This window comes from Rhodopseudomonas palustris, assembly GCF_003031265.1.
In the GTDB taxonomy this organism is placed as follows: domain Bacteria; phylum Pseudomonadota; class Alphaproteobacteria; order Rhizobiales; family Xanthobacteraceae; genus Rhodopseudomonas; species Rhodopseudomonas palustris_H.
Genome location: NZ_CP019966.1, coordinates 1472521 through 1496279, shown reverse-complemented (window position 1 = coordinate 1496279; position 23759 = coordinate 1472521). Strand labels below are relative to the sequence as shown.

Genomic DNA, 23759 nt, shown 5'->3' with positions numbered 1-23759 from the left:
TCACACGGTCACAGTTTGCGATAGCGGATCAGCGAGAAGTGGCCCATCGGCGGCATCGGCCGGCGCTCTGCGAGTTCCACGCGGCGGTTGCGCGCTGCCCAGTTCACCAGCCGCTGCCACGGGAACTCGGGCCGCCAGCCGAGCCGGCGCGCGATCGGCGAGAACGCCAGTTCGAACAGCTTGCGGGGCCCGCTTTCGGCGCCGATGTGGTTGACCAGGATCAGCTCGCCGCCCGGCTTCAGCACGCGGACGAAATCGTCGAGCGTGGCTTCCGGGTCCGGCACCGCGGTGATGACGTATTGCGCCACGACGGCGTCGAAGTAATCGGCCGGAAACGCCAGGTTCTTGGCGTCCATCACGGCCAGCACGTCGACATTGCTGAGATTCAGCGTGCGGACGCGCTCATGCGCCTTGCGCAGCATTGGCTCGGAAATATCGACGCCGCACAGCCGCGTGGTCTTGGAATAATCCGACAGCGACAGCCCGGTGCCGACGCCGACGTCGAGCACACGCCCGCCGATCGCATCGGCCACCGCGATGGTCGATTGCCGGCCGCTGTCGAAGACTTTGCCGAAAACCAGATCGTAAATCGGCGCCCAGCGCGCGTAGGCTTTCGCCACGCCCGCGCGATCGATGTCGTTCGCCATACTCTGCCCCGAAAATCCTTTAGCCGCGCACGGCGGCCAGCGCCGGCGCCTCGATTTGCTCGCGCCCGCCCTCGAACCGGCGCGGCGCAGCGCTCTTGATGAAGCCACCGCCGAGCACGCGGGCCTGGCCCTCGGCCGCGTCGTAGAACACGCAAGCCTGCCCTGGCGACACGCCCTCCTCGCCGACCACGAGTTCGACCTCGTAGCCACCGTTCGCCGCACGCAGCCAGGCGGGCTGCGGTGCCCGCGTCGAGCGCACCCGGACGAACAGCTCCAGGCCGTCGCCGATCACGTCGTCGAGCGCCCCGTCGCCGATCCAATTGATGTCGCGCAGCACGATGCGATCCATCAGCAGCGCTTCGCGCGGGCCGACCACGACCTGCCGCCGCGCGGCATCGAGCCGCAGCACGTAAAGCGGCGAGCGCGACGCGATGCCGAGACCACGGCGCTGGCCGACGGTGAAATGCACGATGCCGGGATGCTGGCCGAGCACGCGGCCATCGACATCGACGATGTCGCCCGGCTCCATCGCGTTCGGCTTCAGCCGCTCGACAACATCGGTGTAGCGCCCGGTCGGCACGAAGCAGATGTCCTGGCTGTCGTGCTTGTCGGCGACCGACAGGCCGAACTGCCGCGCCAGCTCGCGGGTCTGCGGCTTGGTCATGTCGCCGAGCGGGAAGCGCAGAAATTGCAGCTGCTCGCGCGTGGTGGCGAACAGGAAGTAGCTCTGGTCGCGGTCGCGATCGGCGGCGCAGACCAGCGCCCGCGATCCGTCATCGAGCCGCCGCGACGACACGTAGTGACCGGTCGCCAGCGCCGAGGCGCCGAGCTCGCGCGCGGTCGCAAGCAGGTCGCGGAACTTGACCGAGCGGTTGCACTCGATGCACGGCACCGGTGTCTCGCCGGAGGCATAGCTGTCGGCAAAGCTGTCGATCACCGACTCGCGAAACCGGCTTTCATAGTCGAGCACGTAGTGCGGAATCCCGATCCGCTCGGCGACCGCGCGGGCGTCGTGAATGTCCTGGCCGGCGCAGCAGGCGCCCTTGCGATGGATCGCCTCGCCATGATCGTAGAGCTGCAGCGTGATGCCGACGACGTCGTAGCCCTGCGCCTTGAGCAGCGCAGCGGTCGTCGAGGAATCCACGCCGCCGGACATCGCGACCACGACGCGGGTGTCCTGCGGCCGGCCTTCGAGATCCAGACTGTTGAGCATTGGTTCAGTCATAAGCTGCGACCGGCGTCCGCCGCGCGGTCATCCTTCCGCAATGTCCGGAAGCGGCAGGGCCAATTCCGCAAACCTCGGTGATGCATGCTTTTAATATAGGCCGCCTCCCGGAGGCGCAATCGCAGCGGCCCGGTTTTGCGGGCCGCAGCCGCGGCAAATTCTGCCGCAGGGGCAGAAATAGCGTGGCAAAGCCCGGTTCCGCCCTCCCCTTGCAGACGCCAACCATCTGGATTCGCTCATTCTTTTGTTTGGCCCGGTCCTTGCTGAAGGTGCTTTGGACTGAAGAGTGAGAGATTGCCCGTGGTCAACGCATCGCCAGACGTCGCAGCTAGCACGCCCGCCCCCGCGCCTCGCACCCAGGCGCGCAACGAGCGTTCGTCGCATACGGACAATTTCGCCGCCCTCGTGGACAGCAATACCGCTGCCTACGACAAGGCCAGCTCGGCGCCGAAGCCGGATACCCGGTCCTCGAGCAGCGCCTCGGACGACCGCGGCACCAGCCGCAGCTCCCGCACCGACCGGAGCGATGCGACCGATCGAAGCCGCTCACGCGACACTAGCGACGACTACCGCCGCGCCGATAACGCCGCGTCGTCCGATCAGGCCAAGCCGGACGCCAAGACCACCGACACCACGGGCGGCGACAAGACCGCCACAGCGAAGAGCGACAAGACGGACAACACGAAGTCGGCCAAGGACGACAAATCCGGCGCCACCAAAGACACCGACGCCAAGGGCGCCGACCAGACCGACAGCAAGGACGCCGGCGCGACCCCGCCGGTGACGATCACGCCGAACGCGACCGCGCTGATCGCTGCCCAGATCACGACCGCCGCCACCGGCCCGAACGCCGAAGGTGACGCCGCGGGCAGCGCGACCGGCACGCCACTGGCGATCGCCGCCGCCGCGGCGCTGAAGGCCAAGGCCGATGCCGGCACGACGACGACTCAGACCGCTACCGCCGACCAGACGGGGACCGCCGGGGCGACCCAGACCGGCGTTGCGGCCGATCCGAAACTCGCCGCACTGGCGGCCCAGGCCAACGGCGCCAAAGCCGACACCAAGGCCGGCACCAAGACCGACGGGACAGCCAAGTCGGACACCAAGGGCGAGGCCACCACCCCAACGACCGCGCAGGCCGCGGCCGCTCAGGCGGCAACTGCCAACGCCACCACCGGAACGCCGGTGCCGCCGCAGCCCGGGCAGACCACGCCCGACGGCCAGCCGGCCGGAGACGCGAAGCTCGCCCACGCGCTCGCTGGCGCCGGCGACGATGCGTCGCCGAAGGCCGGCGCCTCGCACCTGAAGCCGGACGCAGCGCTGCCGCAAGCCCAGGCGCAGGCCGATGCCAACACTATGCTGCCGCAGACGCCAATCGCGGTGCCCCAGCATTTGCAGCCGGCGGCCACCACCGGCGTCAATGCAGCGGCCGCCTCGCAGCTCACCGCGACCAACGCCGCCAACGCGCCGGTGCCGATCGAAGGGCTCGCCGTCGAGATCGCCACCCGCACCAAAGGCGGCGCGACCCGCTTCGACATCCGTCTCGATCCGGCTGAACTCGGCCGCATCGACGTGCGGATCGACGTCGATCGCCACGGCCAGGTGACGTCGCATCTGACGGTGGAGAAGCCCGAAACGCTGCAGATGCTGCGCCAGGATCAGACCCAGCTGCAGCGCGCGCTGGACGACGCCGGTTTGAAGACCGGCGACAGCGGCCTGCAGTTCAGCCTGCGTGACCAGTCCTCGTCGGGTCAGCAGGGCCAGCAGCAGGAGAGCGGCCGCAGGTCGCAGCGGCTGGTGATTTCGCAGGATGAACTGCCGCCCACGCCGGTCGCGAGCCGCGGCTACGGCCGCATGCTCGGTGCGAGCGGCGGCGTCGATATTCGAATCTGAGGAGCAACGCGCATGTCCGTCGATTACACAACCGCGACTACGCCGTACTCGGCCCCGAATCCGAACTACTCCGCCGACAGCGCCAAGTCCAAGACCAGCTCGACCCCGGGCATCGCGGACAATTTCCAGACCTTCCTGACGCTGCTGACGACACAGCTCAAGAACCAGAACCCAACCGACCCGCTGGACACCAACCAGTTCACCCAGCAATTGGTGCAGTTCGCCGGCATCGAACAGCAGCTCAAGACCAATGACTCGCTGAGCTCGCTGGTGCAGCTGCAAACCACCGCACAAGCGACACAAGCGATGAGCCTGGTCGGCGCCAACGCCATCGTCGACGGCAGCAAGGTGCAGATGACCAAAGGCAATGCGATCTGGTCGCTGTCGACCGACAAGCCGGTCAGCGCCCAGGTTTCGATTCAGAGCGACACCGGCCAGACGGTGTATTCCGGCAAGTTCACCATCAATGCCGGCAAGGATCAGGCGTTCAAGTGGGACGGCCGCGGCAACGACGGCACCCAGTGGCCGGACGGCAACTACAAGCTGTCGATCGTCGCCACCGATGCGTCGGGCAAGACCGCCACGGTCTCCACCCAGATCCAGGGCACGATCGACTCCGTCGATCTCACCCAGACGCCGCCGAAACTGTCGATCGGCGGCCAGAACTTCTCGCTCGATCAAATCAACAAGCTGGTCCGGGCCAACAGCACCGCCACCTCGATGTGACGGTGCCGCGCGCCCGGATCTGCCGGGCGCTTACTGCTCGATCAGCTTGTCGGCGAAGTAAGCGATCGTCTTGCGATACACCAGCGCACGATTCCACTCGCGCATCGCTTCGAAATTCGCCGAGCCTTCCTCGTAGGAGCCGCCGGCCTTCCAGCCGGCGGTCTTCAACAGATTGGCGGTCGAGGCCAGCACGTCCGGCACGCTGTGGCGCAGGTCGACGTGGCCGTTGCCGTCATAGTCGACGCCATACTTGATGTAGGACGACGGCAGGAACTGGGTCTGGCCGATTTCGCCGGCGTAAGCACCGACCATGTCGCGCAGCGTCAGGTCGCCGCGCTGCAGGATCTGCAGCGCCGCCAGCAGTTCGCCCTGAAACAGCTCGGTCCGGCGGCAATCATGCGCCAGCGTCGCCAGCACGCGGAACACCGGCAGCTTGCCCATGTCGCCCTTGCCATAATCGGTCTCCAGGCCCCAGATCGCCACCACGATCTGCGGCGGCACGCCGAACTGGCGCTCGATCCGCGACAGCAGCGAGGCGTGGCGCATCAGCATCGCGCGGCCGGCCTTGATGCGGCCGGCGCCGACCCGGGTCGAGACGTATTGTTCGAAGCTCTTGTTGAAGGTGCCGCGCTGACGGCGATCGAACGCCAGCACGCCGGGGTCCTCGGTGACGCCGCCGAGCGCCTGCGAGATCACGCCCTGGGAGATTCCGGCCTGGGCTGCATCAGCGGAGAAGCTGGCGATGAAGCTGTTGAAGTCGCCGCCGCAGCGGGCGGCCTCAGCCGGCGCGGTGGACAACAGCGCGCCGCCGAGGGCGCAGGTGACGAGAGCTAGGCGTAGCTTCAACATCTGAATCGTGTCTCCAAGCAAGGGAAATGGCGAAGGGAAAGGACGGCGTACCGAACCTGAATGCGTATTGATGCGTATTGCTATGACAACCGCGCGAATCTACCATTTCATACTTGCGGTTGCGAGGCGGGACCAACAGCGCCATATCTGACCCGACAAGTCGGCCCCGAATCCAGGGACGCTGGCGACAACCTGGCGAACCATCGTTAGCGAAGGGAAGAACATCATGCCGCGCCGGAGTGCCTTGCTGGGCCAACCGCTGTTTCGCCTGCTGGCGATCAATCTGGCGATCGGTGTGATGATCGCGGCCTTGCTGCTCGGCGGGCTGCTGTATCTCAACCCCGGACATCTGCGCGATCTGATCTTCGCCGACGACTCGCCCGGCACCGCGCTCGGCCTGCTGCTGTTCGGCTTCGTCGTGACCTTCGGGTCGGCCGCAATGGGCTCGGCCATCATGGCGATGGGCAGCGATCTGCGCGGCGGCGGCAAGGGCGGCAAGAAGCTGGAATTGCCGATCGAACTGATCCCCGGCGCCAAGGCGATCCCGGTCTGCGCCGAGCATGGCGCCCGCGCAGTGCGCCGGCACGGCAGCCTCTGAGCCGGCAGGTTGCGGCGTCCTCCGGCGCCGCAGCGCTCCACCTCTCCCGATCCGCTCGGCCCGCGCCATCGCGGCTCCTCTGGCATCAAAACCGCGCCGATGAACCCATCGGCGCGGTCATTGTTCGCATCCCGGAACTGTCGCGGATCACCGTGGCGAAACGGCGGCTGAGTGCCGCCGTCACCCGTTCATGCATCAGGCCGCACGGCGCTGATGCTTGCCCTCGCGGATCTCCTCGATGATCTTGGCCGAGAATGCCTCGAGGTCGCCGGGGTTGCGCGAGGTGATCAGGCCGTTGTCGGTGACGACCTGGGAATCCTCCCACTTGGCGCCGGCGTTGATCACGTCCTGCTTGATCGAGTGGTACGAGGTCATCCGCTTGCCCTTGGCAATGCCGGTTTCGATCAGGAGCCACGGCGCGTGACACACCGCCGCCACCGGCTTGCCGGCATCATAGAACGCCTTGATCAGCTTCAGCGCGTCCGGATTGACGCGCAGCAGGTCCGGATTGATCTGGCCGCCGGGCAGCACGATCGCGTCGTAATCGTCGGCCTTCACCGCGCCGAGCTGCTTGTCGACCTTCACCGGCCGGCCCCAATCTTTCATGTCCCAGCCTTTGATCTCGCCCTGTTCCGGCGAGACGATATCGACCTGCGCGCCGGCCGCCTTCAGCTTGTCGCGCGGGGTTTCCAGTTCCGACTGTTCGAAGCCGTTGGTAGCCAGAATAGCGACGCGCTTGCCATCGAGTTGGCCTGCCATATGTGCTCTCCATGTCGTTGATCAGCGCCCCGCTGAGTAATCGCAGGCACGGATGATCGTTCCGCGTGGAACACTGCAGATCAGCCGCTGTCAGGGAACGGGGAAGAGCAGCGACCCGGTATTGAGAGGGGCAGGCAGAACACAGCAACCGTATCCCTGCGGTTACGGCCTCTCCTACAAATCGAAGCGAGGAGCTTCGAAGTGCCAAGATAGCAACTCGCCGGAATCAACGAGCGTTATCCGGCCCGATAACACCGCGGACTGCCGTGCCTCTTCTGAGAACGACGACGTCGTCACGATATAGCCGTGGTAGGCATTCTGCTCTTCGATGACCCCCTTGAACTGCTGCACGACGGGCCGCCCGACCCGATTGTCGGGCGCGTTCCGTTTGCACTGTGTGACGATGAGGCCTTTCGGGTGGACTGCAAATCCATCGACGCCGAGGTCGTTGGACCTCTGGGTGACCCATGACTTGCATCCCGCGCTCTCGAAGAAGCTCATGACGTGGCGTTCGAACTGGAAGGGATCCATCTTCAGCAGTGCGTCGTGGACACCGGCTCCTTCCTGGGGTGTTGCGAACCGAACCGGGTCCACCGGACGTTCGCGCATTGCGGCCTTCATTTTCCAGCTGGTCTCGCGCAGGCGTTCATCCTTGATGATGATGTCGATGACCTCTGCGATGGCCGGCCGCGCCGCGGGATCCCTGATGATCGCCTCGATAATCGATGTGATCCCAGCGGCACCGAGGAAGACCAGAAGCAGGATCGGCACGCCGATCGCGCCGCCGAATGCAGCCAGTCCAGCGGCTTGGCCTCCGACGAGAGGAACGGCGGCCAGGGTCGCCGGGATGGCAACTTTCACGGCGATAGGAAGATTCGAGTGCCTGTAATTCTGGACCGCCTCAGTGACGCGCGCCGCGACGAACTTCACCACAGAACGAGAGTCGACGAGACTAGAGAGACGCCTGACCTTGTCCGCAACACTCAGTTCGCTCGCGACGATGTCTCGCGATTGCCCGAGCCACCGGATCGCCTGCAGGCGATCGTCGGCACTCCCCAGTCGCTTGACGGAATTTGCGAAGACATCGACAGCCCACAGCCTTACGGCATCTTTGACCAAATTGAACATCGAACCACATTTGAAATGAACTTAAATCTTGCGCAGATACTAATTAGTTCAAAAATCAAATGACGCCTGAGATCATAACGGCGGCCTCAGAGTTCCGCCAGCAGTCTCCATAGGGATCGCGACAGACGCTGACGCTGCTTGCTAAAAAATACCAAGCAGATTGGGCGGATTCGGCCGGCCTGAATCGGATCCGTGTCGCCGCATCCGGGCTACCGACTACGTGGCCTTCACCGCTGCCGGCCAGAACATCGTCAGCCATACGCTCGGCTGGTCGGTCGCGGTGGCTTCGACGCGGTGGCGACAGTGGGCGGGGATGTCGATCCAGGTGCCGGGGATGAGATCGACGGTGCGGTCGCCGTCTTCGAACCGCAGCACGGCAGAGCCCGCGAGCAGCACGACGAACTCGTCTTCGCTCTGATCGTACCAGAACCCCTCCGGGCTCGACTGGCCGAACGAGACGATGCGCTCGACGCGGATGCCGCCGCGCGCCAGCAGGGTGTCGAGCACTTCGTCGGGGCCGGCGGGCGGCAGCGCGCTCAGCAGATTTCCGTGGGGTGCGTCCATCGTTCTCAATCCTCGGCGCGGAATTTGGCGCCGATCGGCGCCGGCCGCCATCCGTCTTGCGATGGAGCTTGTGTTTCGCCGCGCGGCGTTTCATACCGCTTTTGCCCGCGCCGGCCGAGATGCCCGCGCGCCCCGCCCCGCCGGCCTCCCCGCTCCCGACCAACGGACGATGCGGCCGAGTTCCGCCTTTTGTCCGGCGTCAAAGCAGACGCAGGTGAAACGGCGTCGGATACCGGCAGGGCGCGGCGGATCGCTTGGCCGGCGGTCCTCTCACTCAGCCACTGAGCCTGGAGCTTTCCGTGCGCCCTGCCGTCATTGCCGCGACCGGCCTCTACACCCCGCCCGACAGCGTTTCGAATGCCGAGCTGGTGGAGGCGTTCAACACCTATGTGGCGAACTTCAACGCGGCGAACAAAGCGCGGATCGAAGCCGGCGAGATCGAGCCGCTGCAGCCGTCGTCCTCGGAATTCATCGAGAAGGCCTCGGGTATCAAGTCGCGCTACGTGGTGGCCAAGCCCGGCATCGTCGATCCGGAAGTGATGCGCCCGATCATTCCGGAGCGCTCCAACGACGAACTGTCGATCCTCGCCGAGATGGCGGTGACCGCGGCCGAACAGGCGATCGAACGCTGGGGCAAGCCGCGCGAGCGGATCGGCGCGGTGCTGTGCGCCTGCTCCAATATGCAGCGCGCTTATCCGGCGATGGCGATCGAGGTGCAGAACGCGCTGGGCCTCGGCGGCTTCGCGTTCGACATGAACGTCGCCTGCTCGTCGGCGACCTTCGGGCTGAAGACCGCTGCGGATTTCGTCGGCGGCGGCTCGGTGGATGCGGTGCTGATGGTCAATCCGGAGATCTGCTCCGGCCATCTCAATTTCCGCGACCGCGACAGCCACTTCATTTTCGGCGACGTCGCCACCGCGGCGATCGTCGAGCGCGCCGACGATGCGCAAGGCGGCTGGTCGATCCTCGGTACCAAGCTGAAGACGCAGTTCTCCAACAACATCCGCAACAACGCCGGCTTCCTCAACCGCGCCTGGCCGGAAGGCCGCGACAATGTCGACAAGCTGTTCGTCCAGCAGGGCCGCAAGGTGTTCAAGGAAGTGGTGCCGCTGGTCTCGGAAATGATCATCGAGCACGCCCGCGAGATCGGCATCGATCCGCACGGCCTGAAGCGGATGTGGCTGCACCAGGCCAACATCAACATGAACGAGATCATCGGTCGCAAGGTGCTGGGCCGCGATCCGACGCGCGACGAGAACGTCATCATCCTCGACGACTACGCCAACACCTCGTCGGCCGGCTCGATCATCGCCTTCCACAAGCACCAGGACGACATGGCACCAGGTGACCTCGGCCTGATCTGCTCGTTCGGCGCCGGCTACTCGGCCGGCACGGTGTTCGTGCAGAAGCGGTAACAGTCTGACGTCGCGCTCTCCCCGTCCTTGCGAGGCGCGAAGCGGCGAAGCAATCAGAAGCCAGGTGCACGGCGTCGCTGAATTGCTTCGCTCGCAATGACGATCAAAGTCCGCTTGTCCCGCCGGCTTGCGTCTTCCGCCGCTGCGCCTATCTCCCGAGCATCGCCATCCGCCTCGAGGAGACCGCCATGCCGCATCCCGCCATCGCCAAGGATCAGGTCGCCGTGGTCACCGGCGGCGCATCGGGGATCGGCTTTGCGGCCGCCAAGCGGTTTCTGCAAGCCGGTATGAAGGTGGCGATCGCGGATCTGAACGCCGATCACCTCGCCCGCGCCGCCGAGCTGCTGTCGCATGTCGCAGGCGGCGGCGCCGCCGGCGCCCTGGCGAAGGAAACCGACGTCGCCAAACCCGACCAGCTCGAAGCGCTGCGCGCCGCCGTCACCGCGCGGTTCGGCGGTGTCGACGTGGTGATGAACAATGCCGGCATCGAGCCGCCGAGCACCGCGCTCGGGCCGCGCGAGGCCTATGAGCGCATCCTGGCCGTCAATCTGTGGGGCGTGATCCACGGCTCGCAGATCTTCGCGCCGGGCATGATCGCCCGCGGCCGGCCGGGGCTGATCATCAACACCGGCTCCAAGCAGGGCATCACCACGCCGCCAGGCAACCCGGCCTACAACGTCTCCAAGGCCGGCGTGAAAGCCTACACCGAAGCGCTGGCGCACGAACTGCGCACCACCGAGGGCTGCGCGGTGACGGCGCATCTGCTCATCCCCGGCTTCGTCTTCACGGCGCTGACGGCGCGCGGCCGCAGCGAGAAGCCGGCCGGCGCCTGGACCGCCGAGCAGACCGTCGACTTCATGCTGGCGCGGCTCGAGGACGGCGACTTCTACATCCTGTGCCCGGACAACGACGTGCCCCGCAGCCTCGACGAACGCCGCATCGCCTGGGCCGCCGGCGACATCATCGACAACCGCCCCGCACTGTCGCGCTGGCACCCGGCCTGGGCCGACCGCTTCCGGGCGTTCGTCGAGGGCAAGTAACAAGCCACGGCGCGGGCGTCTTGTTGAGAGCCTGGCCGGAAATGCGGGCAGCTCATTGAAAGGCTTTGATGAGCCGTTCAATTGACGATGAGTTTCGTCATGGCCGGGCTTGTCCCGGCCATCCACGCCTGTCTTGCTGCGTTCGCTGCAAGGCGTGGATGCCCGGCACGAGGCCGGGCATGACGGGTTGGACGAAAGTGCTTGATTTCACCGCGCGCTTTTCCAGTCGGGCTCTGACGCGCCCCCCGGCTCAGGCCTGCGCCGTCACCACTTCGCCGAGCGCTGACCCGTCGCCCGCGTCGAACAGCACGAACCGATTGCGGCCGGCGCGCTTGGCGGCGTAGAGCGCCGCATCGGCCTCCGCAAAGGCGGCATCGATCGAGCCGCCTGAGACAACCCGGCAGGCACCGATCGAGACCGTCAGCGCGATGTCCTGCCCATCGTCGGAGCGGATCGGCGCGGCGTTCATCGCGGCGACCATGCGCGCGCACAGCTCTCGCAGGGCGTCCGCATCGCGATCCTCGACCAGCACGACGAACTCATCGCCGCCCCAGCGGCCGCAGCTGTCCCGCTCGGTGAGCAGCGGCGCCAGTCGCCGCGCGGTTTCGCACAGCAGCCGGTCGCCGGCCAGATGGCCGAACACATCGTTGACGTCCTTGAAGCCATCGAGATCGATCAGCAGCAGCCCGGCCGACCGCGGCGCCAGGGGCGAGGCGGCCAGCCATTGTTCGAACACCTGGGTGAAGCCGCGGCGGTTGGGAATCTCGGTCAGCAGATCGATATTGGCGAGACGCCGCAGCTTCTCGGTCCGCTCGTCGACCAGCTCTTCGAGAATGCGGGTGTGGTCGCGCACGGCGTGCGCCATGCCTGACAAGGTGCGCGACAGCCGGCCGATCTCATCGCTGCCCTGGTCGACGACGATATGGTCGAAGTCGCCGTCTTCCACCCGCCGCGCCGCCGCCTCGACGGTGGCGAGCCGATCGAGCACGACCCGGCGGAACAGGATGGTGACGAGCGCGACCGCCGCCGTCATCATCACGATCAGCAACAACGCGATCGGGGTGAACAAGCTGCGATCGATGATGGCGTCGATGTCCATCAGCGTCACGTTGAACCAGCCCAGCTGGTCGAGATAGCCGACTCCGACCAGGAACTCGCGTCCTCCGATGTTCATGAAGCGCGATTCGACCGCCGCGGCGCCGGCGGAGACGCGCCGCATCATGGCGCCGAGTTCGGCGGCGTCGGCGGGACTGTCGACCTGCTGGAAAATCGTCTTCTTGGTCTTGGTGTCCTTGGTGAGGCTGTGGAAATCGACCATCGCCGGATCGCGATGCGCCTGGATGGCGCCGGCATGATCGACGAACATGCTGGTGACGCCGGTCTGCGGCAGCGCCACAACCTCGCTGATGAATTCGGTGAGGTCGACGCCGGTGCCGATCACGCCGAGAATTCGGCCCTGCTCGGCGATGACGCAGTTGATCCAGACTTTGGTGACGGCGAGATGGTCGTCGCGGTCGACATTGAGCTGGCAGGGCTGTCCGGCCGCGATCGTCTTGAAATACCAGCCGTCGCGCGGATTGTCGCGCTTGACCTGATAGCGCAGCTGGTTTCCGTCGTAGGCGTTCTCGGCGTTATTGAAGTAGTAATTGCCGGTCCCGTCGACGACGAAGAAATAGCTCTTGTCGTGAAACGACAGCCGGTAATGCTCGAGCTCGGCCAGCCCGAGCTTGGTCTTGGCGGGGTCGGCCTCGTCGCGGGCCCAGGCCCGCACCGCCGGCGACCGGGCGACCGTCTCGGCCAGCGAGACCTCCCGGGTCAGCGCCTCGAGGCCGCGATAGCGGTCGAACAGCACCTGCTTCTCGGCGAACAACGTGCCGAGCGCGACCGCGGTCTTGCGGGTGAGGAATTCGAACGCGGCATAGGCCGGCAGGGCGACCAGACCGAATACGCAGATGGTGACGACCAGAAACCGGGTCTTGAGGCTGGTGGCAATCTGATTCCAGAGACCGCGCATCGGGCTTCGTGTCATCTCCGCCGAAACAAGCCATCGCTCCGAGCGACCGCCGGACGCGGCTGCGCAGAATGCACCAGATACAATTCAGATCTGAATGCTTCACTAATGATTCACGCTTCAGTGCCGTTCGCCGTGATCATCGATCGCCGCAAAATCAATCAGGCAGCTCCACCAGGCATCTCGACAAAAGATGCGCCGTCGCCTCGATGGTTTGAACGGCGCCGAAGCGGCGGCTTGGCTCTAGCTCGCCCGGTCGAATTCGATCCGGGCAGTGGTGCCCGGGCCGGCGTCGTAGCTGATGCGGCCGCCGATCTGGGCGGCGAGGTTGTGGATGATCTTGAGGCCGAGGCTGTTACCAGGGCCGGGGGCCTCGGCCGGCGTCATGCCCTTGCCGTCGTCGGAGATGGTGAAGACGATGCGGTCGCCGTCCTGCACCAGCCGCAGCGCGATGGTGCCGCGGCCGTCGGGAAACGCGTGCTTCAGCGCGTTGGTGACGATCTCGACGGCGATCAACGACAGCGGCGTCAGCTTGGTGAGATCGAACCGCACCGGAGGCATCTCGACCGTGAAGCGCACGTCGCGGGCGCCCGCCGCGTCGCCGAGGTTGGCACACAGATCCTGGAAGAACTCGCCGACCGGCCTTGTGACGTTGGCCGGGTCGTAGAGATGGCGGTGAATCCGCGACATCACATCGAGCCGCACCCGCGCGTCGTCGAGCGCCGTCAGCATCGCGGCCGGATCGTCACCGGCGCGCTTGGCGTACAGCCGCAGCATCGCCGAGACGAACTGCATGTTGTTGGCGACGCGGTGCTGCAGCTCCTGAAACATCGTCCGCTGCTGCTCATACAGCCGCGCGGTCTCCTCGGCGTCGGCGCGCAGCCGCGCCGCGGCCAGGTGCATGATGTGGATCAGCGAGATGTCGACCGTGACGATGAACACGTAGAACGCCAGCGCGATCGTGGTCGGCGGCGACAGGTCGAAGCTGAAGAACGGTGGGATGAAGATATACCACGCCGCCAACCCGCTCAGCACCGCGCAGATGATGCCGGGCCGCAGCCCGAAGAAGAACGCGGTGAGAACGACGGCCGGAAAGAAGGTCAAATAGGGAAAGCCCGGCGGCAGCACCGGATCGAGCACCATACGCAGCAGCAGCGCCGCACCGGTTGCCGCCACCGCCGCCAAATCGCCGAGCAGCCCCAGCGACCGCAACCGCCGCGTGGCATGAATGATGTCCCAAACTTTAAGTCGCGCCAAAGCAGGCTCTACGGATTCGACACGTGAAACGGCGACTATGGACGAAGAGGAACTGGAAGGACAGGCGATCGCGGCCATGGCGGCTCTCCCTCGTCCCGGCGGCAAGCGGACATGCGTCATCGCCCCTATTGTTTGAACGGCGCGGGGGCGTCGATCGGCCTTGCGCTTCGGGGCGCCTGCCGCGTCGCGCTTCGCCCGAAACGAGGGCGCGCGGAACGCCGGACGCGCGATGCGTCCGCAGCCTCATGCGCAACGCAAAAAGCGCATGAGTTAGTCACCGCGAACGCACCAGACACGTCCGGCGTTCCGCACGCGGTGGGCTTCCGGCTTGCTTCGTACTCTCCACGGCACGATTGATACGCTGGCGTTCGTCACCGACGGGACTGAGCGGAGCGGACGAAAGCGTCCGGACCTTGTCTCCTGCGGCCGGTCGGCGTGCAGGCGCTCCGTCGCTTTCCGCCAGCGACGGGCGTCAGACCACACGACTCGGGCCGGCGCGCAAAGGCGATGCAGATGGGGCGCATTTCGCCCCGGCCCCCACCGCAAAGTATCGTCGTCTACGCGCAAGGTCGTCGGCTCCATAGGCCCCGAGGCTAGGCCCTGCGGACCTCCTGCCTTGCGGCCCCCTGCCGCCTTCCTCCGCGCCGACGCAGCCGCGTCCACCTCACCCCGCCCCGCGACTAGTGACGATCGAGTGGAGCAGGATAGATAGGAATATCCAATATAAGAATCTTGCCAAGATGATCTGTGACAGGGAGATAGATTGAATGAAGTGAGACACAGATTGCGCTGCCCTGTTGCGCGCCGTTACATCCAGCCTACGGTAGCCTGACCACCCGCCGGGACGAAGACAAACTATGAGGTCAATTTTGGATTCCGGGAAATTTAAGCTCTGCACCAAATGCATCGGCAATAAGGATCTTGTGAAGTGGATTCGAGCCAACGGACGGAGGGGAAAGTGTGATTTCTATTCGGCACACGGACGGTCGAGAAAAGCCATCACTGTGAGCGCATTTGCCGAGGAAGTAGACCGGTATTTCCGCGAGAACTACGGGTGGGGCGAAGAGTACATTTACGGCACAGACGATTCGGACCACCCGAGCTATGACACCAGGGGTGAACCTTACAAAGATATTTTGGCTAACGATCTGGAGGCGGACGGCGACCTGATCGACGCCATCGCAGACAACTTGCCGGATTGCGATCATGTCGACATCATGGACGGTGGCGAAGCATTTTATGACGAATGCAGGAATTATGAGTCTCTCGCCGATGCGCGAGCTCGCGAGGCCGCCGATGAAGAAGAGCGATGGTACGAGAGGCGTTTCGAATATCAGTGGAATGACTTTTGTCGCGTCGTTCAGTACGAGCGACGGTTCTTCAAGACCAAGGAGCTTCTCGACGATCTCTTTGGAACTCCGGAAGAGTATGAACAGGGCGCCATTCGTCCAATCTATCCACTTGAGATTGGACAGAGGATCTACCGGGCGAGATTGCTCGATGGCAGCTTTACGGCATCTCATCTCCTTAAGAACGCGGCACGAGAGCTGGGCGCCCCGCCAAAAGATAAGGCGCGCGCCGGTCGGATGAGCGTCGAGTACATCCCAGCATTCTACGGAGCTTTTAGCGAGGAAACAGCCATCGCCGAAATACGCCCCAGCATTGGCGATCAGGTCGCAGTCGGAGAATTCAAGCTACTGAGAGAGATTCGGATTTTCGACTTTACCGCTTTTTCGAGATCGCGCGGAGGATCATGGAGTGAGGTCTACGCCCACACTCGCTATGACTTTATCACTCAAATGCAGGACGAAATCAGCAAACCTATTCTGCCGTTTGAAAAGCAGCGAGAGTATATAGCCACGCAGATCGTCTCCGAATACTTGCGTGAGTATTTCAATTGCGATGCCATCATCTATAAATCTTCCATGAACAAAGGCCATAAGGGCGACAACCGGAACATCGTTGTACTTAATCGAGGAACCGACTTCATGGATCCCGCGACAAAGCCGTGCTTGGCGTTATCGCGCCACAATATCAGGCACATACAGAATGTTTCGTACGAGATCAGCCCAATATGGTTCTGAGCCTTACTTGGCGAGGCGCTTAGGACGCTTTGATGAGCTCGACGATACGGACAAAGACCAACCTGCGCATGAAAAGCCCGGCACACCCCGGCAGCTTTGTGAAGCACGAGATCATCGAACCGCTCCGGCTGTCCGTCACCGAAGCCGCGAAGGTCTTGGGCGTCACCCGGCCGGCGCTGTCCGCGGTTCTGAACGAGCGCGCCTCGCTGTCGTCCGAGATGGCGCTCCGCATCGAAAAGGCGTTCGGCGTGTCGATGGACACTCTGATGCGCATGCAGAACAGCTTTGATATCGCCGAGGCGCGCAAGCGCGCCGGCGATATCAAGATTGCGCGCTACGCGGGCGCGGCGGAATAGCAGCGCCGTAGGGCGCATAAGCCGGAGGCGTCATGCGCCGCGGCGAAGATGATGGGTTGTGGGTTCGGCTAACTTATCCTGTGGCGCTTGCCGAGTCAGTGCTGGTGTCGCCCTCACCCCACCCCTCTCCCGCAGGCGGGAGAGGGAGCGCGCTGCGGCTTGTGGTTACCTATGTGTCGCGCTGCTCGCGGCTGTGGAAGACGCGCAGGATGACGACGCCGTTGGCACCGTGGGCATAGCGAAGAACATAGGTCCCACCCATGACCGGAAGAACCAGCTCGCGAAAATCCCTATCACGGATCGGACGGCCAATTCCGGGTAGTCGCTGAGGACTTCCGCACGCTTTAGAATTTCGACGCCGATGCGCCGGGCCAAGGCGGGATGATGATCCTGAAGAAAAGCCGCAAAGCGGTTCAGGTCGGCAAGCGCAGCCCTCGACCACGAGAGCTTCATCGCACAGGGCGCTTCATTTCACCGGAAACGGCTTGTAGTCCGGCGTGCCCCAAGTCTCGAGCCAGCGCGCGACCTGATCATGAGGGACCACTCCCTCTTCGCCGGACTGAATCGCCGCCCATTGCCGGTGGAGGTCGGCGAGGTCTTCGGGGGAAATTTCGACAGGACTCTCGGCAATCGCTGTCAGGCCAGCGACCACTTCGGCGACCGAGATGCCCTGCGCGTCGGCCCGTTCGCGAAGGCGGGTTGCGGTGATCTCGTCGACCTCGATCAGGTGCCGCTTCGATGCCATCGCTTGGCCTCGGCTTCATCAGGCGTGCAGGGTGGGCACGGCGCAACTGTGCCTTTGCCCACCCGCTCTCGTCAGTTATCCAGGAAGCTACGCAGCTTCCGGCTCCGGCTCGGATGCTTCAGCTTGCGCAGCGCCTTGGCTTCGATCTGGCGGATACGCTCGCGGGTCACCGAGAACTGCTGGCCGACTTCTTCCAGCGTGTGGTCGGTGTTCATGCCGATGCCGAAGCGCATGCGCAGCACGCGTTCTTCGCGCGGAGTCAGCGAGGCGAGCACGCGCGTGGTGGTCTCGCGCAGGTTCGACTGGATCGCGGCGTCGATCGGCAGCACCGCGTTCTTGTCCTCGATGAAATCGCCGAGATGGCTGTCCTCTTCGTCACCCACCGGGGTTTCGAGCGACAGCGGCTCCTTGGCGATCTTCAGAACCTTGCGGACCTTCTCCAGCGGCATGCCGAGCTTCTCGGCGAGCTCTTCGGGGGTCGGCTCGCGGCCGATCTCGTTGAGCATCTGCCGCGAGGTGCGGACGATCTTGTTGATCGTCTCGATCATGTGCACCGGGATGCGGATGGTGCGGGCCTGGTCGGCGATCGAGCGGGTGATCGCCTGCCGGATCCACCAGGTAGCATAGGTCGAGAACTTGTAGCCGCGGCGATACTCGAACTTGTCGACCGCCTTCATCAGGCCGATGTTGCCTTCCTGAATGAGATCGAGGAACTGCAGGCCGCGGTTGGTGTACTTCTTGGCGATCGAGATCACGAGGCGGAGGTTGGCCTCGACCATTTCCTTCTTGGCCTGACGGGCTTCGCGCTCGCCCTTCTGCACCGAGTGGACGATCTTGCGGAATTCGCCGATCTCGAGGCCGGTCAGCGCCGCCATCGACTGCACTTCCTGGCGCAGGTCCTTGATCCGGTCTTTCTCGTGGTGGACGAAGTTCTTCCACCCCTTGGCCGAGAGCTTCGACACCCGGTTGAGCCAGCGCGGATCGAGCTCCGAGCCCTGATAGTTGCGCAGGAAGTCGTCGCGGGCGACACCGTGGCTGTCGGCGAGCCGCATCAGGCGGCTCTCGAACGACACCAGCTTCTTGTTGATGTCGTAGAGCTGCTCGACCAGGCTGTCGATACGGGCCTGGTTGAGGCGCAGCGACTTCACCTCGACGATGATCTCGTCCTTCAGCTTCTTGTACTTGCGCTCCTGCGACGGCGACAGCTGCTCGTTCTGCAGCTGGTTGGCGATATCCTGCTCCTGCAGCTTGCGCAGCTTCTTGTAGTTGTCGGCGATCTTGTCGAAGGTCTCGACCACCTTCGGCTTCAGCTCGGCCTCGATCGCGGCGAGCGACATCTGGTTCTCGAACTCGTCGTCGTCGCCGTCGCCCTCGGGGGCGCCTTCGCCCTCGCCTTCGGCCGGCGCGGCGCCGCGCTGCTGCGCGGGACGGAACGGGGTGGCGGACGGCGGAGCCGCCGGCGGCGCGACGTGCGCGGGCGCACCGCCCTCGCCTTCGGCCGCGGCTTCCTCACCGGGCTCGCCGATGTTGTTCTTGCCTTCGGGGCCGGCGTAGGTCGCTTCGAGATCGATAATGTCGCGAAGGAAGATCTTTCCTTCGTTGAGTTCGTCGCGCCAGATGATGATCGCCTGGAACGTCAGCGGGCTTTCGCACAGACCGGCGATCATCGCCTCGCGGCCGGCTTCGATCCGCTTGGCGATGGCGATTTCGCCCTCGCGCGACAGCAGCTCGACGGTGCCCATCTCGCGCAGATACATGCGGACGGGATCGTCGGTGCGCTCGCCGGGCTCGGACTTCTTGGTCTCGGTTACGGCCTTGGCGGTGACTTCGACCAGATCGTTGTCGAGCTCCTCGTCGGCCTCTTCCTTGGCCTCTTCTTCTTCGGCCTCGGTGTCTTCCGCCTCGGACACATTGATGCCCATGTCGGACAGCATCGACATGATGTCTTCGATCTGCTCCGGCGACGTGGTGTCGGAGGGCAGCACTTCATTGAGCTGATCGAAGGTGACGAAGCCGCGCTTCTTCGCCTGCTTGATCATCTTCTTGACGGCCGCATCCGACAGGTCGAGGAGCGGCGAGGGAGCGTCGACGGAGTCCTTCTCCGGCGCGTCTACCTTGTCGTCCTTGTCCTTGTCCTGCACCTGAACCGTCTTCGCCTTGCTGGCCATCCACTGCTCCTGAACGCGCTCACGGACGAGGCGTCACCGCGCCGCCATGAAAACTTGCCTTATCGGGAGAGACGCACAAAGGGCGGCGCCCGCCTGCGCCACCCCGCACGATCCCGCTCGCTGGTTACCCAAATTGGTCGCCCGAAGGCCTTCTACCGGAATGCCGTTAAGCCCTTACTAACCCTGTTTTTGCAGCTAAATCCGGGGATTGGCGAGTCTTTTCGACTCGACGCCCGCCCGGGGCCTTCCGCTGACCGCCTCACACGCTGCGCTGGAACCGGCCGGAGGATTCGCCGAATCCCTCGATCAGCGCCTCGGTCCCCTCGACCTGCGCCAGGCGCGCCTTGACGTCGTTCAACCACCGCATATTCGCCTCGCTGCCGTCTTCACCCAAAGCCAGCTCGGCATCCTTCAATTCCCTAAGTAAGGAGTGGGATTGTCGATGCAAGGCAACGAGTTGCTGCCACGTCGAAAGGACGTCCTCGCGCGCCGCCTTGGGGCCGGCCCCCCACACCGCCGAGGTCGTAATCACCCGCTCAACCCGCTGCAATTGCTCGGATAATCCTGCCTTAACCAAATCTGCGCGGAGCTTCTCGGCCTGCTCGGGGGGATCGTCGCCGCGGTGGTGATGCTGGGCGAATGCGGCGATGATCGCCGCCCGCAGCCGGTGCGCCTCCGGATGGGCGAATTCCAGCGCGGCGATTTCCTCCAGATGGTCGTCGAGCAGCCAGGGGTGGTTGAGCAGCGAGATCAGGATCAGCGCCTCGCGGCGCGACATCGCCGAGCGCTGGCCGCGCATGATCGGACTGGCGATCAGGTCCGGGCTGGCAATCTGGTAGGGGCCGCGGCCCAGCATCGGCGTCGGTTGTCCCGGACGCCCGCGCGGGGCGAACCGGCCGCCGCCCTGTGGAAAACCGCCGCTCGGGGCGAATCGGCGACCCGAATCGCCGCCCCCGCCGCCCCGGAAACCGCCCCCGAATCCCCCGCCATAGCCGCCCCCAAATCCGCCCTGCGGGGCGAACGCGGTGCGCAGCCGGTCGGTGAGGTCCTGGCGATAGTGCTTGCGGACGATTTCGTCGCGGATTCCGTTGGATAGCTCGTTGATCCGGGCCTCCAGCGCCGCGCGCCGCTCCGGGGTGGCGAACATCCCGCCCTCCACCTCGCGCGCCCACAACATGTCAGCGAGCGGCCGCGCCGCACCGATCACCTCCTCGACCGCGAGCCGGCCGCCGGCGCGGGCGAGATCGTCGGGATCCTGGCCTTCCGGCAGCAGCGCGAAGCGCAGGCTCTTGCCGGGCTTCAGATGCGGCAGCGCCAGATCGGCGGCGCGATACGCCGCCTTCTGTCCGGCGCGATCGCCGTCGAAGCACAGGATCGGCTCGTCGGCCATCTTCCAGAGGTGCTGAAGCTGCGCTTCGGTCAGCGCGGTGCCGAGCGGCGCGACGGTGGCGGGAAAACCGGCGGTGACCAGTGCGATGACGTCGACATAGCCCTCGACCACGATCACCGCGCCGCCGTCGTGCGCGGCTTTGCGCGCGGGCGCGTGGTTGTAGAGATTGTCGCCCTTGTGAAACAGCGGCGTCTCCGGCGAGTTCAGGTACTTGGCCGCGACATCTTTCTCCAGCGCACGGCCGCCGAACGCGATCACACGGCCGCGGAGATCGGTGATCGGAAACATCACCCGATCGCGGAATTTGTCGAACGGCACCGGAATATCAGGGCCCGCCGACAACAGTCCGGCCTCGATCATGTCGGGCACGGGCACGCCGTGTTTGCCGAGATACTCCTTCAGCGCGTAGCGCTCGTTCGACGCGTAGCCGAGGCGGAACTTGACCTGCGTGCCCGGCATGATGGCGCGATCAGCGAGATAACCTCGGGCGCGGGCACCGGCGCGCGAGGCGAGATTGTCGGCGAAGTAATTCGCCGCCAGCTCCATCACGTCGTACAGCGATTTGCGGCGCTGCTCCTGGCGCGCGGACTCCTGCGTCTGCACCGGCAGCGCGACGCCGGCCATCGCGGCCAGCCGTTCGACCGCTTCCGGGAAGTCGACGCCCTCGGTCAGCATCACGAAGTCGAAGATCGAGCCGTTCTTGCCCGAGGAGAAGTCGAACCACGCCTGCTTCTCGTCATTGACGAAGAAGGACGGCGTCTTCTCCTGCTGGAACGGCGACAGCCCCTTCCACTCCCGCCCGGCCTTCTTCAGCTTGACGCGACGGCCGACCACCTCCGACACCGACAGCCGGGCTTTCAGATCGTCGAGGAACTGCGGCGAGAAGCGCATGGGCTCGGGAGGTTTTAAGGGCTTCAGCAAACAGCGCTCACCAGCGGCGCCAACCGACCATGGATATAGGCTCACGCGAGGTGAAGACGAGGTTGCGCCGAATTGTCCCGGCTATCCACAGCGCAAACAGAGATGAATCCTCGCCAACGCCGACGTCTCGAAGGATGAGAGCCCCATGGACCAGCCCCGCCACCCATGGTTCGAGACGACGCTTCGGGCCTCCTCACCATATGAGGTTGTGCCCGCGTCGCGATCCGACAAGAACCAGGACCACCTAGCGCTCGGACACCGGGGGTGACGGGATCTCTGCGAAGATTTCCAGCAGGTTTCCGTCGGGATCCCGGAAAAACAGTGTTCGGTGTCCAAAGCTCTGGTCCATCGGGGGCGATAACAATGCGACGCTCTTCTGGGCAAGCTCAGCAGCGCATCGATCGACCTCGGCCAGAGGTACGCGAAACGCCAGCTGAACCGATGCAATGCCTAACGGGATCGGAGGATCTGCAGCTGTCAACCTTGGTTTGGCGAGCGCAAGGACGTTACCGCCGACCCGATACTCCACCCAGTTCGGGGACAGCTCCCGAATCAATGAAAACCCAAGCAAATCACCATAAAATGTCCGCATCGCAGGCATGTTGCGAGCGATAACGGCCGTGTAGTCGATCGCACAAATCTGAGACAGGGCGGATAGGGGATACTGCTTGAGCCCTCCAATCTGGAGCTTCCCGGTGTCACCGAACGACCCTCGCTCTGGAGCGATCTCACATGAAGCTATGTCGTCTTCATCAAAAGCAGTTTCGGCAATCGCGTAGGGCGGTCCGTCGTACCAACTTGTGTCGTCACCGCGATCGAGACGTATCGCTGTGATCGTACGTGTGCCGATATCCGTGCATCGCCATCGTCCGGCTTCCGTCACAAACTCCAGCCCAATTCGAAAGTCTGAGTGGTTCATAAAATGATCTGCCCGGATGCGGAGCGGGTACTATTTGCGTCGCCCGTGTCAGCCTCTAGTTGTCAGCTATATCAAAGCTACTTTAGCGCGAACAAACTAGGTTGCACACGCATGTCATCACCTCGCAATATTTCGCATTGCGGCATAGTCGATACCCTTGTAAACCCGCGACAATTCGCAAGCGGAGCCGGTTTGATCCAGCTCATTGCTGCACCGCGCAAGCGGGATTGAACTGCCGCACCCTGCGCAATGCGGGGGAGTCGGGGGAGAACGATCAGCCAAGGCTTAAAGGGCTCACCCGCGTCGCTTCCGAAGTTCTGGAGCGTCGCGTTCGAACGATAAGGAGCCAGACCATGGCTAATTGTGCCCATTGCAATGCGCAGATGACGTCGCTCGGCGTGGAAGCCATCGACGGGGTGTACGAGATCCATTCCTGGAAGTGCGACGACTGCGGCCACGTGCTCGATATCGCCACCGCTTCGGTCGAAGCCTATGACTTTCCGAGCTTCTGCCTCACCGAGCCGGGCGATCCGGATTGGCTGACCCTGCTGCCGCTGGCCGCCAATGCGCGGATCGAGCTGCACCTTACCGGCTAGAAGCCTTCAGGCCCTTTCAGCCGGAAAACGCTTCCGGCTGAAACCGCCCTGTTTCGATGCGCGGTAGCCGCGCCACATCCCAATTGAAATAGTACACGAACGCGTCGAGCTCCGTGCCGCTTGCCAGCGTCACGCGGGCGATCTCGCGCCGGTACTCCGCGCGCTGGTCACGCGGTCCGCAGCCTTCGTAATCGTCGAGCTGCGCCAGAACCTCGTCCGGCCGATGCAGCCGGAACACTTCGCCGTGAACGCAGTCCGCCGGATCATCCGACGGCACCAGGCCGGGATAGTGCCGCACCAGATACAGCCGGCCCGGCATCGAGGCTGCCCCAAGAAACTCCGCATTCGACGACAGCAGCCGGGCCATCGGATGGTCGTAGCCGCGCATCAGCGTGCCATAAACGAACAGACGATCGGACATCATTCACCGCAACTTCAGCAAGTCGGGCCGAAGCTATCCAAACGTCG

At 64.5% G+C, this 23759-nt stretch carries 22 protein-coding genes; 8 read left to right on the top strand and 14 right to left on the bottom strand.

What is annotated here, in order from left to right:
* Window positions 1-8: 8 nt before the first annotated feature.
* Together RPPS3_RS07000 and mnmA are read right to left on the bottom strand one after the other, a co-directional pair.
* A complete protein-coding gene (locus RPPS3_RS07000; RefSeq protein WP_107343444.1) occupies window positions 9-647 on the bottom strand; it encodes a class I SAM-dependent methyltransferase in 639 nt (212 codons plus the stop codon).
* Between the two features lie 19 nt (window positions 648-666).
* A complete protein-coding gene (gene mnmA, locus RPPS3_RS06995) occupies window positions 667-1860 on the bottom strand; it encodes a tRNA 2-thiouridine(34) synthase MnmA (protein ID WP_107343443.1) in 1194 nt (397 codons plus the stop codon).
* 312 nt (window positions 1861-2172) lie between these two features.
* Between mnmA and RPPS3_RS06990 the strand changes: the two genes are divergently transcribed.
* On the top strand, window positions 2173-3765 hold the full coding sequence (locus RPPS3_RS06990) for a flagellar hook-length control protein FliK (protein WP_107343442.1): 1593 nt from the start codon (window positions 2173-2175) through the stop codon (window positions 3763-3765).
* Between the two features lie 12 nt (window positions 3766-3777).
* Window positions 3778-4491, top strand: a complete 714-nt coding sequence (locus RPPS3_RS06985) for a flagellar hook capping FlgD N-terminal domain-containing protein (protein WP_107343441.1) — start codon at window positions 3778-3780, stop codon at window positions 4489-4491.
* A gap of 30 nt (window positions 4492-4521) precedes the next feature.
* Here RPPS3_RS06985 and RPPS3_RS06980 read toward each other — a convergent pair whose 3' ends face one another.
* Window positions 4522-5340 (bottom strand): lytic murein transglycosylase, encoded by an 819-nt coding sequence (locus RPPS3_RS06980; protein ID WP_107343440.1) that lies wholly within the window; start codon window positions 5338-5340, stop codon window positions 4522-4524.
* Window positions 5341-5566: 226 nt separating this feature from the next.
* On the opposite strand from RPPS3_RS06980, the gene RPPS3_RS06975 reads away from it, so the two are divergent.
* Complete coding sequence (locus tag RPPS3_RS06975) at window positions 5567-5938, top strand: hypothetical protein (RefSeq protein ID WP_107343439.1); 372 nt, start codon at window positions 5567-5569, stop codon at window positions 5936-5938.
* Between the two features lie 195 nt (window positions 5939-6133).
* Here RPPS3_RS06975 and RPPS3_RS06970 read toward each other — a convergent pair whose 3' ends face one another.
* The 3 genes from RPPS3_RS06970 to RPPS3_RS06960 form a co-directional block, all read right to left on the bottom strand.
* Window positions 6134-6697 carry a type 1 glutamine amidotransferase domain-containing protein gene (locus RPPS3_RS06970; protein ID WP_107343438.1) on the bottom strand — a complete coding sequence of 188 codons (564 nt, stop codon included), beginning with the start codon at window positions 6695-6697 and terminating at the stop codon, window positions 6134-6136.
* A gap of 174 nt (window positions 6698-6871) precedes the next feature.
* The gene (locus RPPS3_RS06965) at window positions 6872-7825 is read right to left on the bottom strand and encodes a restriction endonuclease (RefSeq protein ID WP_107343437.1); all 954 of its coding nucleotides are present in this window, start codon (window positions 7823-7825) and stop codon (window positions 6872-6874) included.
* 216 nt (window positions 7826-8041) lie between these two features.
* Window positions 8042-8389 (bottom strand): cupin, encoded by a 348-nt coding sequence (locus RPPS3_RS06960; RefSeq protein ID WP_107343436.1) that lies wholly within the window; start codon window positions 8387-8389, stop codon window positions 8042-8044.
* 299 nt (window positions 8390-8688) lie between these two features.
* Here RPPS3_RS06960 and RPPS3_RS06955 point away from each other — a divergent pair, with 299 nt between their 5' ends.
* A complete protein-coding gene (locus RPPS3_RS06955; protein ID WP_107346476.1) occupies window positions 8689-9804 on the top strand; it encodes a beta-ketoacyl-ACP synthase III in 1116 nt (371 codons plus the stop codon).
* 188 nt (window positions 9805-9992) lie between these two features.
* Complete coding sequence (locus RPPS3_RS06950) at window positions 9993-10844, top strand: SDR family NAD(P)-dependent oxidoreductase (RefSeq protein WP_107343435.1); 852 nt, start codon at window positions 9993-9995, stop codon at window positions 10842-10844.
* Between the two features lie 250 nt (window positions 10845-11094).
* Here the strand turns inward: RPPS3_RS06950 and RPPS3_RS06940 are convergent, their stop codons facing one another.
* On the bottom strand, window positions 11095-12858 hold the full coding sequence (locus RPPS3_RS06940; RefSeq protein WP_107343433.1) for a sensor domain-containing diguanylate cyclase: 1764 nt from the start codon (window positions 12856-12858) through the stop codon (window positions 11095-11097).
* Window positions 12859-13098: 240 nt separating this feature from the next.
* Window positions 13099-14190: a sensor histidine kinase gene (locus RPPS3_RS06935; protein WP_107343432.1), complete on the bottom strand. Its 1092-nt coding sequence runs from the start codon at window positions 14188-14190 to the stop codon at window positions 13099-13101.
* Between the two features lie 926 nt (window positions 14191-15116).
* Between RPPS3_RS06935 and RPPS3_RS06930 the strand changes: the two genes are divergently transcribed.
* Window positions 15117-16196, top strand: a complete 1080-nt coding sequence (locus RPPS3_RS06930) for an RES family NAD+ phosphorylase (RefSeq protein ID WP_159060653.1) — start codon at window positions 15117-15119, stop codon at window positions 16194-16196.
* A gap of 32 nt (window positions 16197-16228) precedes the next feature.
* On the top strand, window positions 16229-16552 hold the full coding sequence (locus RPPS3_RS06925; RefSeq protein ID WP_107343430.1) for a HigA family addiction module antitoxin: 324 nt from the start codon (window positions 16229-16231) through the stop codon (window positions 16550-16552).
* Window positions 16553-16721: 169 nt separating this feature from the next.
* Here RPPS3_RS06925 and RPPS3_RS24880 read toward each other — a convergent pair whose 3' ends face one another.
* The 5 genes from RPPS3_RS24880 to RPPS3_RS24845 form a co-directional block, all read right to left on the bottom strand.
* The gene (locus RPPS3_RS24880; protein ID WP_434006774.1) at window positions 16722-16994 is read right to left on the bottom strand and encodes a type II toxin-antitoxin system RelE/ParE family toxin; all 273 of its coding nucleotides are present in this window, start codon (window positions 16992-16994) and stop codon (window positions 16722-16724) included.
* A gap of 24 nt (window positions 16995-17018) precedes the next feature.
* Window positions 17019-17297 carry a hypothetical protein gene (locus tag RPPS3_RS06915; protein ID WP_107343428.1) on the bottom strand — a complete coding sequence of 93 codons (279 nt, stop codon included), beginning with the start codon at window positions 17295-17297 and terminating at the stop codon, window positions 17019-17021.
* 71 nt (window positions 17298-17368) lie between these two features.
* Window positions 17369-19465 (bottom strand): RNA polymerase sigma factor RpoD, encoded by a 2097-nt coding sequence (gene rpoD / locus RPPS3_RS06910; RefSeq protein WP_047307036.1) that lies wholly within the window; start codon window positions 19463-19465, stop codon window positions 17369-17371.
* 259 nt (window positions 19466-19724) lie between these two features.
* Window positions 19725-21746 (bottom strand): DNA primase, encoded by a 2022-nt coding sequence (gene dnaG / locus RPPS3_RS06905; protein ID WP_107343427.1) that lies wholly within the window; start codon window positions 21744-21746, stop codon window positions 19725-19727.
* A gap of 274 nt (window positions 21747-22020) precedes the next feature.
* A complete protein-coding gene (locus RPPS3_RS24845) occupies window positions 22021-22695 on the bottom strand; it encodes a VOC family protein (RefSeq protein WP_107343426.1) in 675 nt (224 codons plus the stop codon).
* A 353-nt stretch (window positions 22696-23048) separates the two neighbouring features.
* On the opposite strand from RPPS3_RS24845, the gene RPPS3_RS06895 reads away from it, so the two are divergent.
* Window positions 23049-23291, top strand: a complete 243-nt coding sequence (locus RPPS3_RS06895) for a hypothetical protein (protein ID WP_011156850.1) — start codon at window positions 23049-23051, stop codon at window positions 23289-23291.
* Window positions 23292-23307: 16 nt separating this feature from the next.
* On the opposite strand, the gene RPPS3_RS06890 is transcribed toward RPPS3_RS06895, so the two are convergent.
* Window positions 23308-23715: a gamma-glutamylcyclotransferase family protein gene (locus RPPS3_RS06890; protein WP_107343425.1), complete on the bottom strand. Its 408-nt coding sequence runs from the start codon at window positions 23713-23715 to the stop codon at window positions 23308-23310.
* Window positions 23716-23759 lie beyond the last annotated feature (44 nt).

Excerpts from the sequence above, each read along its gene's own strand:
- RPPS3_RS06985 (WP_107343441.1), top strand. The coding sequence starts at position 3,778 with ATGTCCGTCGATTACACAACCGCGACTACGCCGTACTCGGCCCCGAAT.
- RPPS3_RS06965 (WP_107343437.1), bottom strand. The coding sequence starts at position 7,825 with ATGTTCAATTTGGTCAAAGATGCCGTAAGGCTGTGGGCTGTCGATGTC.
- RPPS3_RS06890 (WP_107343425.1), bottom strand. The coding sequence starts at position 23,715 with ATGATGTCCGATCGTCTGTTCGTTTATGGCACGCTGATGCGCGGCTAC.
- RPPS3_RS06980 (WP_107343440.1), bottom strand. The coding sequence starts at position 5,340 with ATGTTGAAGCTACGCCTAGCTCTCGTCACCTGCGCCCTCGGCGGCGCG.
- RPPS3_RS06975 (WP_107343439.1), top strand. The coding sequence starts at position 5,567 with ATGCCGCGCCGGAGTGCCTTGCTGGGCCAACCGCTGTTTCGCCTGCTG.
- RPPS3_RS24845 (WP_107343426.1), bottom strand. The coding sequence starts at position 22,695 with ATGAACCACTCAGACTTTCGAATTGGGCTGGAGTTTGTGACGGAAGCC.
- RPPS3_RS06940 (WP_107343433.1), bottom strand. The coding sequence starts at position 12,858 with ATGCGCGGTCTCTGGAATCAGATTGCCACCAGCCTCAAGACCCGGTTT.
- RPPS3_RS06895 (WP_011156850.1), top strand. The coding sequence starts at position 23,049 with ATGGCTAATTGTGCCCATTGCAATGCGCAGATGACGTCGCTCGGCGTG.
- rpoD (WP_047307036.1), bottom strand. The coding sequence starts at position 19,465 with ATGGCCAGCAAGGCGAAGACGGTTCAGGTGCAGGACAAGGACAAGGAC.
- RPPS3_RS06950 (WP_107343435.1), top strand. The coding sequence starts at position 9,993 with ATGCCGCATCCCGCCATCGCCAAGGATCAGGTCGCCGTGGTCACCGGC.
- RPPS3_RS06935 (WP_107343432.1), bottom strand. The coding sequence starts at position 14,190 with ATGGCCGCGATCGCCTGTCCTTCCAGTTCCTCTTCGTCCATAGTCGCC.
- mnmA (WP_107343443.1), bottom strand. The coding sequence starts at position 1,860 with ATGCTCAACAGTCTGGATCTCGAAGGCCGGCCGCAGGACACCCGCGTC.
- RPPS3_RS07000 (WP_107343444.1), bottom strand. The coding sequence starts at position 647 with ATGGCGAACGACATCGATCGCGCGGGCGTGGCGAAAGCCTACGCGCGC.
- RPPS3_RS06960 (WP_107343436.1), bottom strand. The coding sequence starts at position 8,389 with ATGGACGCACCCCACGGAAATCTGCTGAGCGCGCTGCCGCCCGCCGGC.
- dnaG (WP_107343427.1), bottom strand. The coding sequence starts at position 21,746 with ATGCGCTTCTCGCCGCAGTTCCTCGACGATCTGAAAGCCCGGCTGTCG.
- RPPS3_RS06970 (WP_107343438.1), bottom strand. The coding sequence starts at position 6,697 with ATGGCAGGCCAACTCGATGGCAAGCGCGTCGCTATTCTGGCTACCAAC.
- RPPS3_RS06915 (WP_107343428.1), bottom strand. The coding sequence starts at position 17,297 with ATGGCATCGAAGCGGCACCTGATCGAGGTCGACGAGATCACCGCAACC.
- RPPS3_RS06925 (WP_107343430.1), top strand. The coding sequence starts at position 16,229 with ATGAGCTCGACGATACGGACAAAGACCAACCTGCGCATGAAAAGCCCG.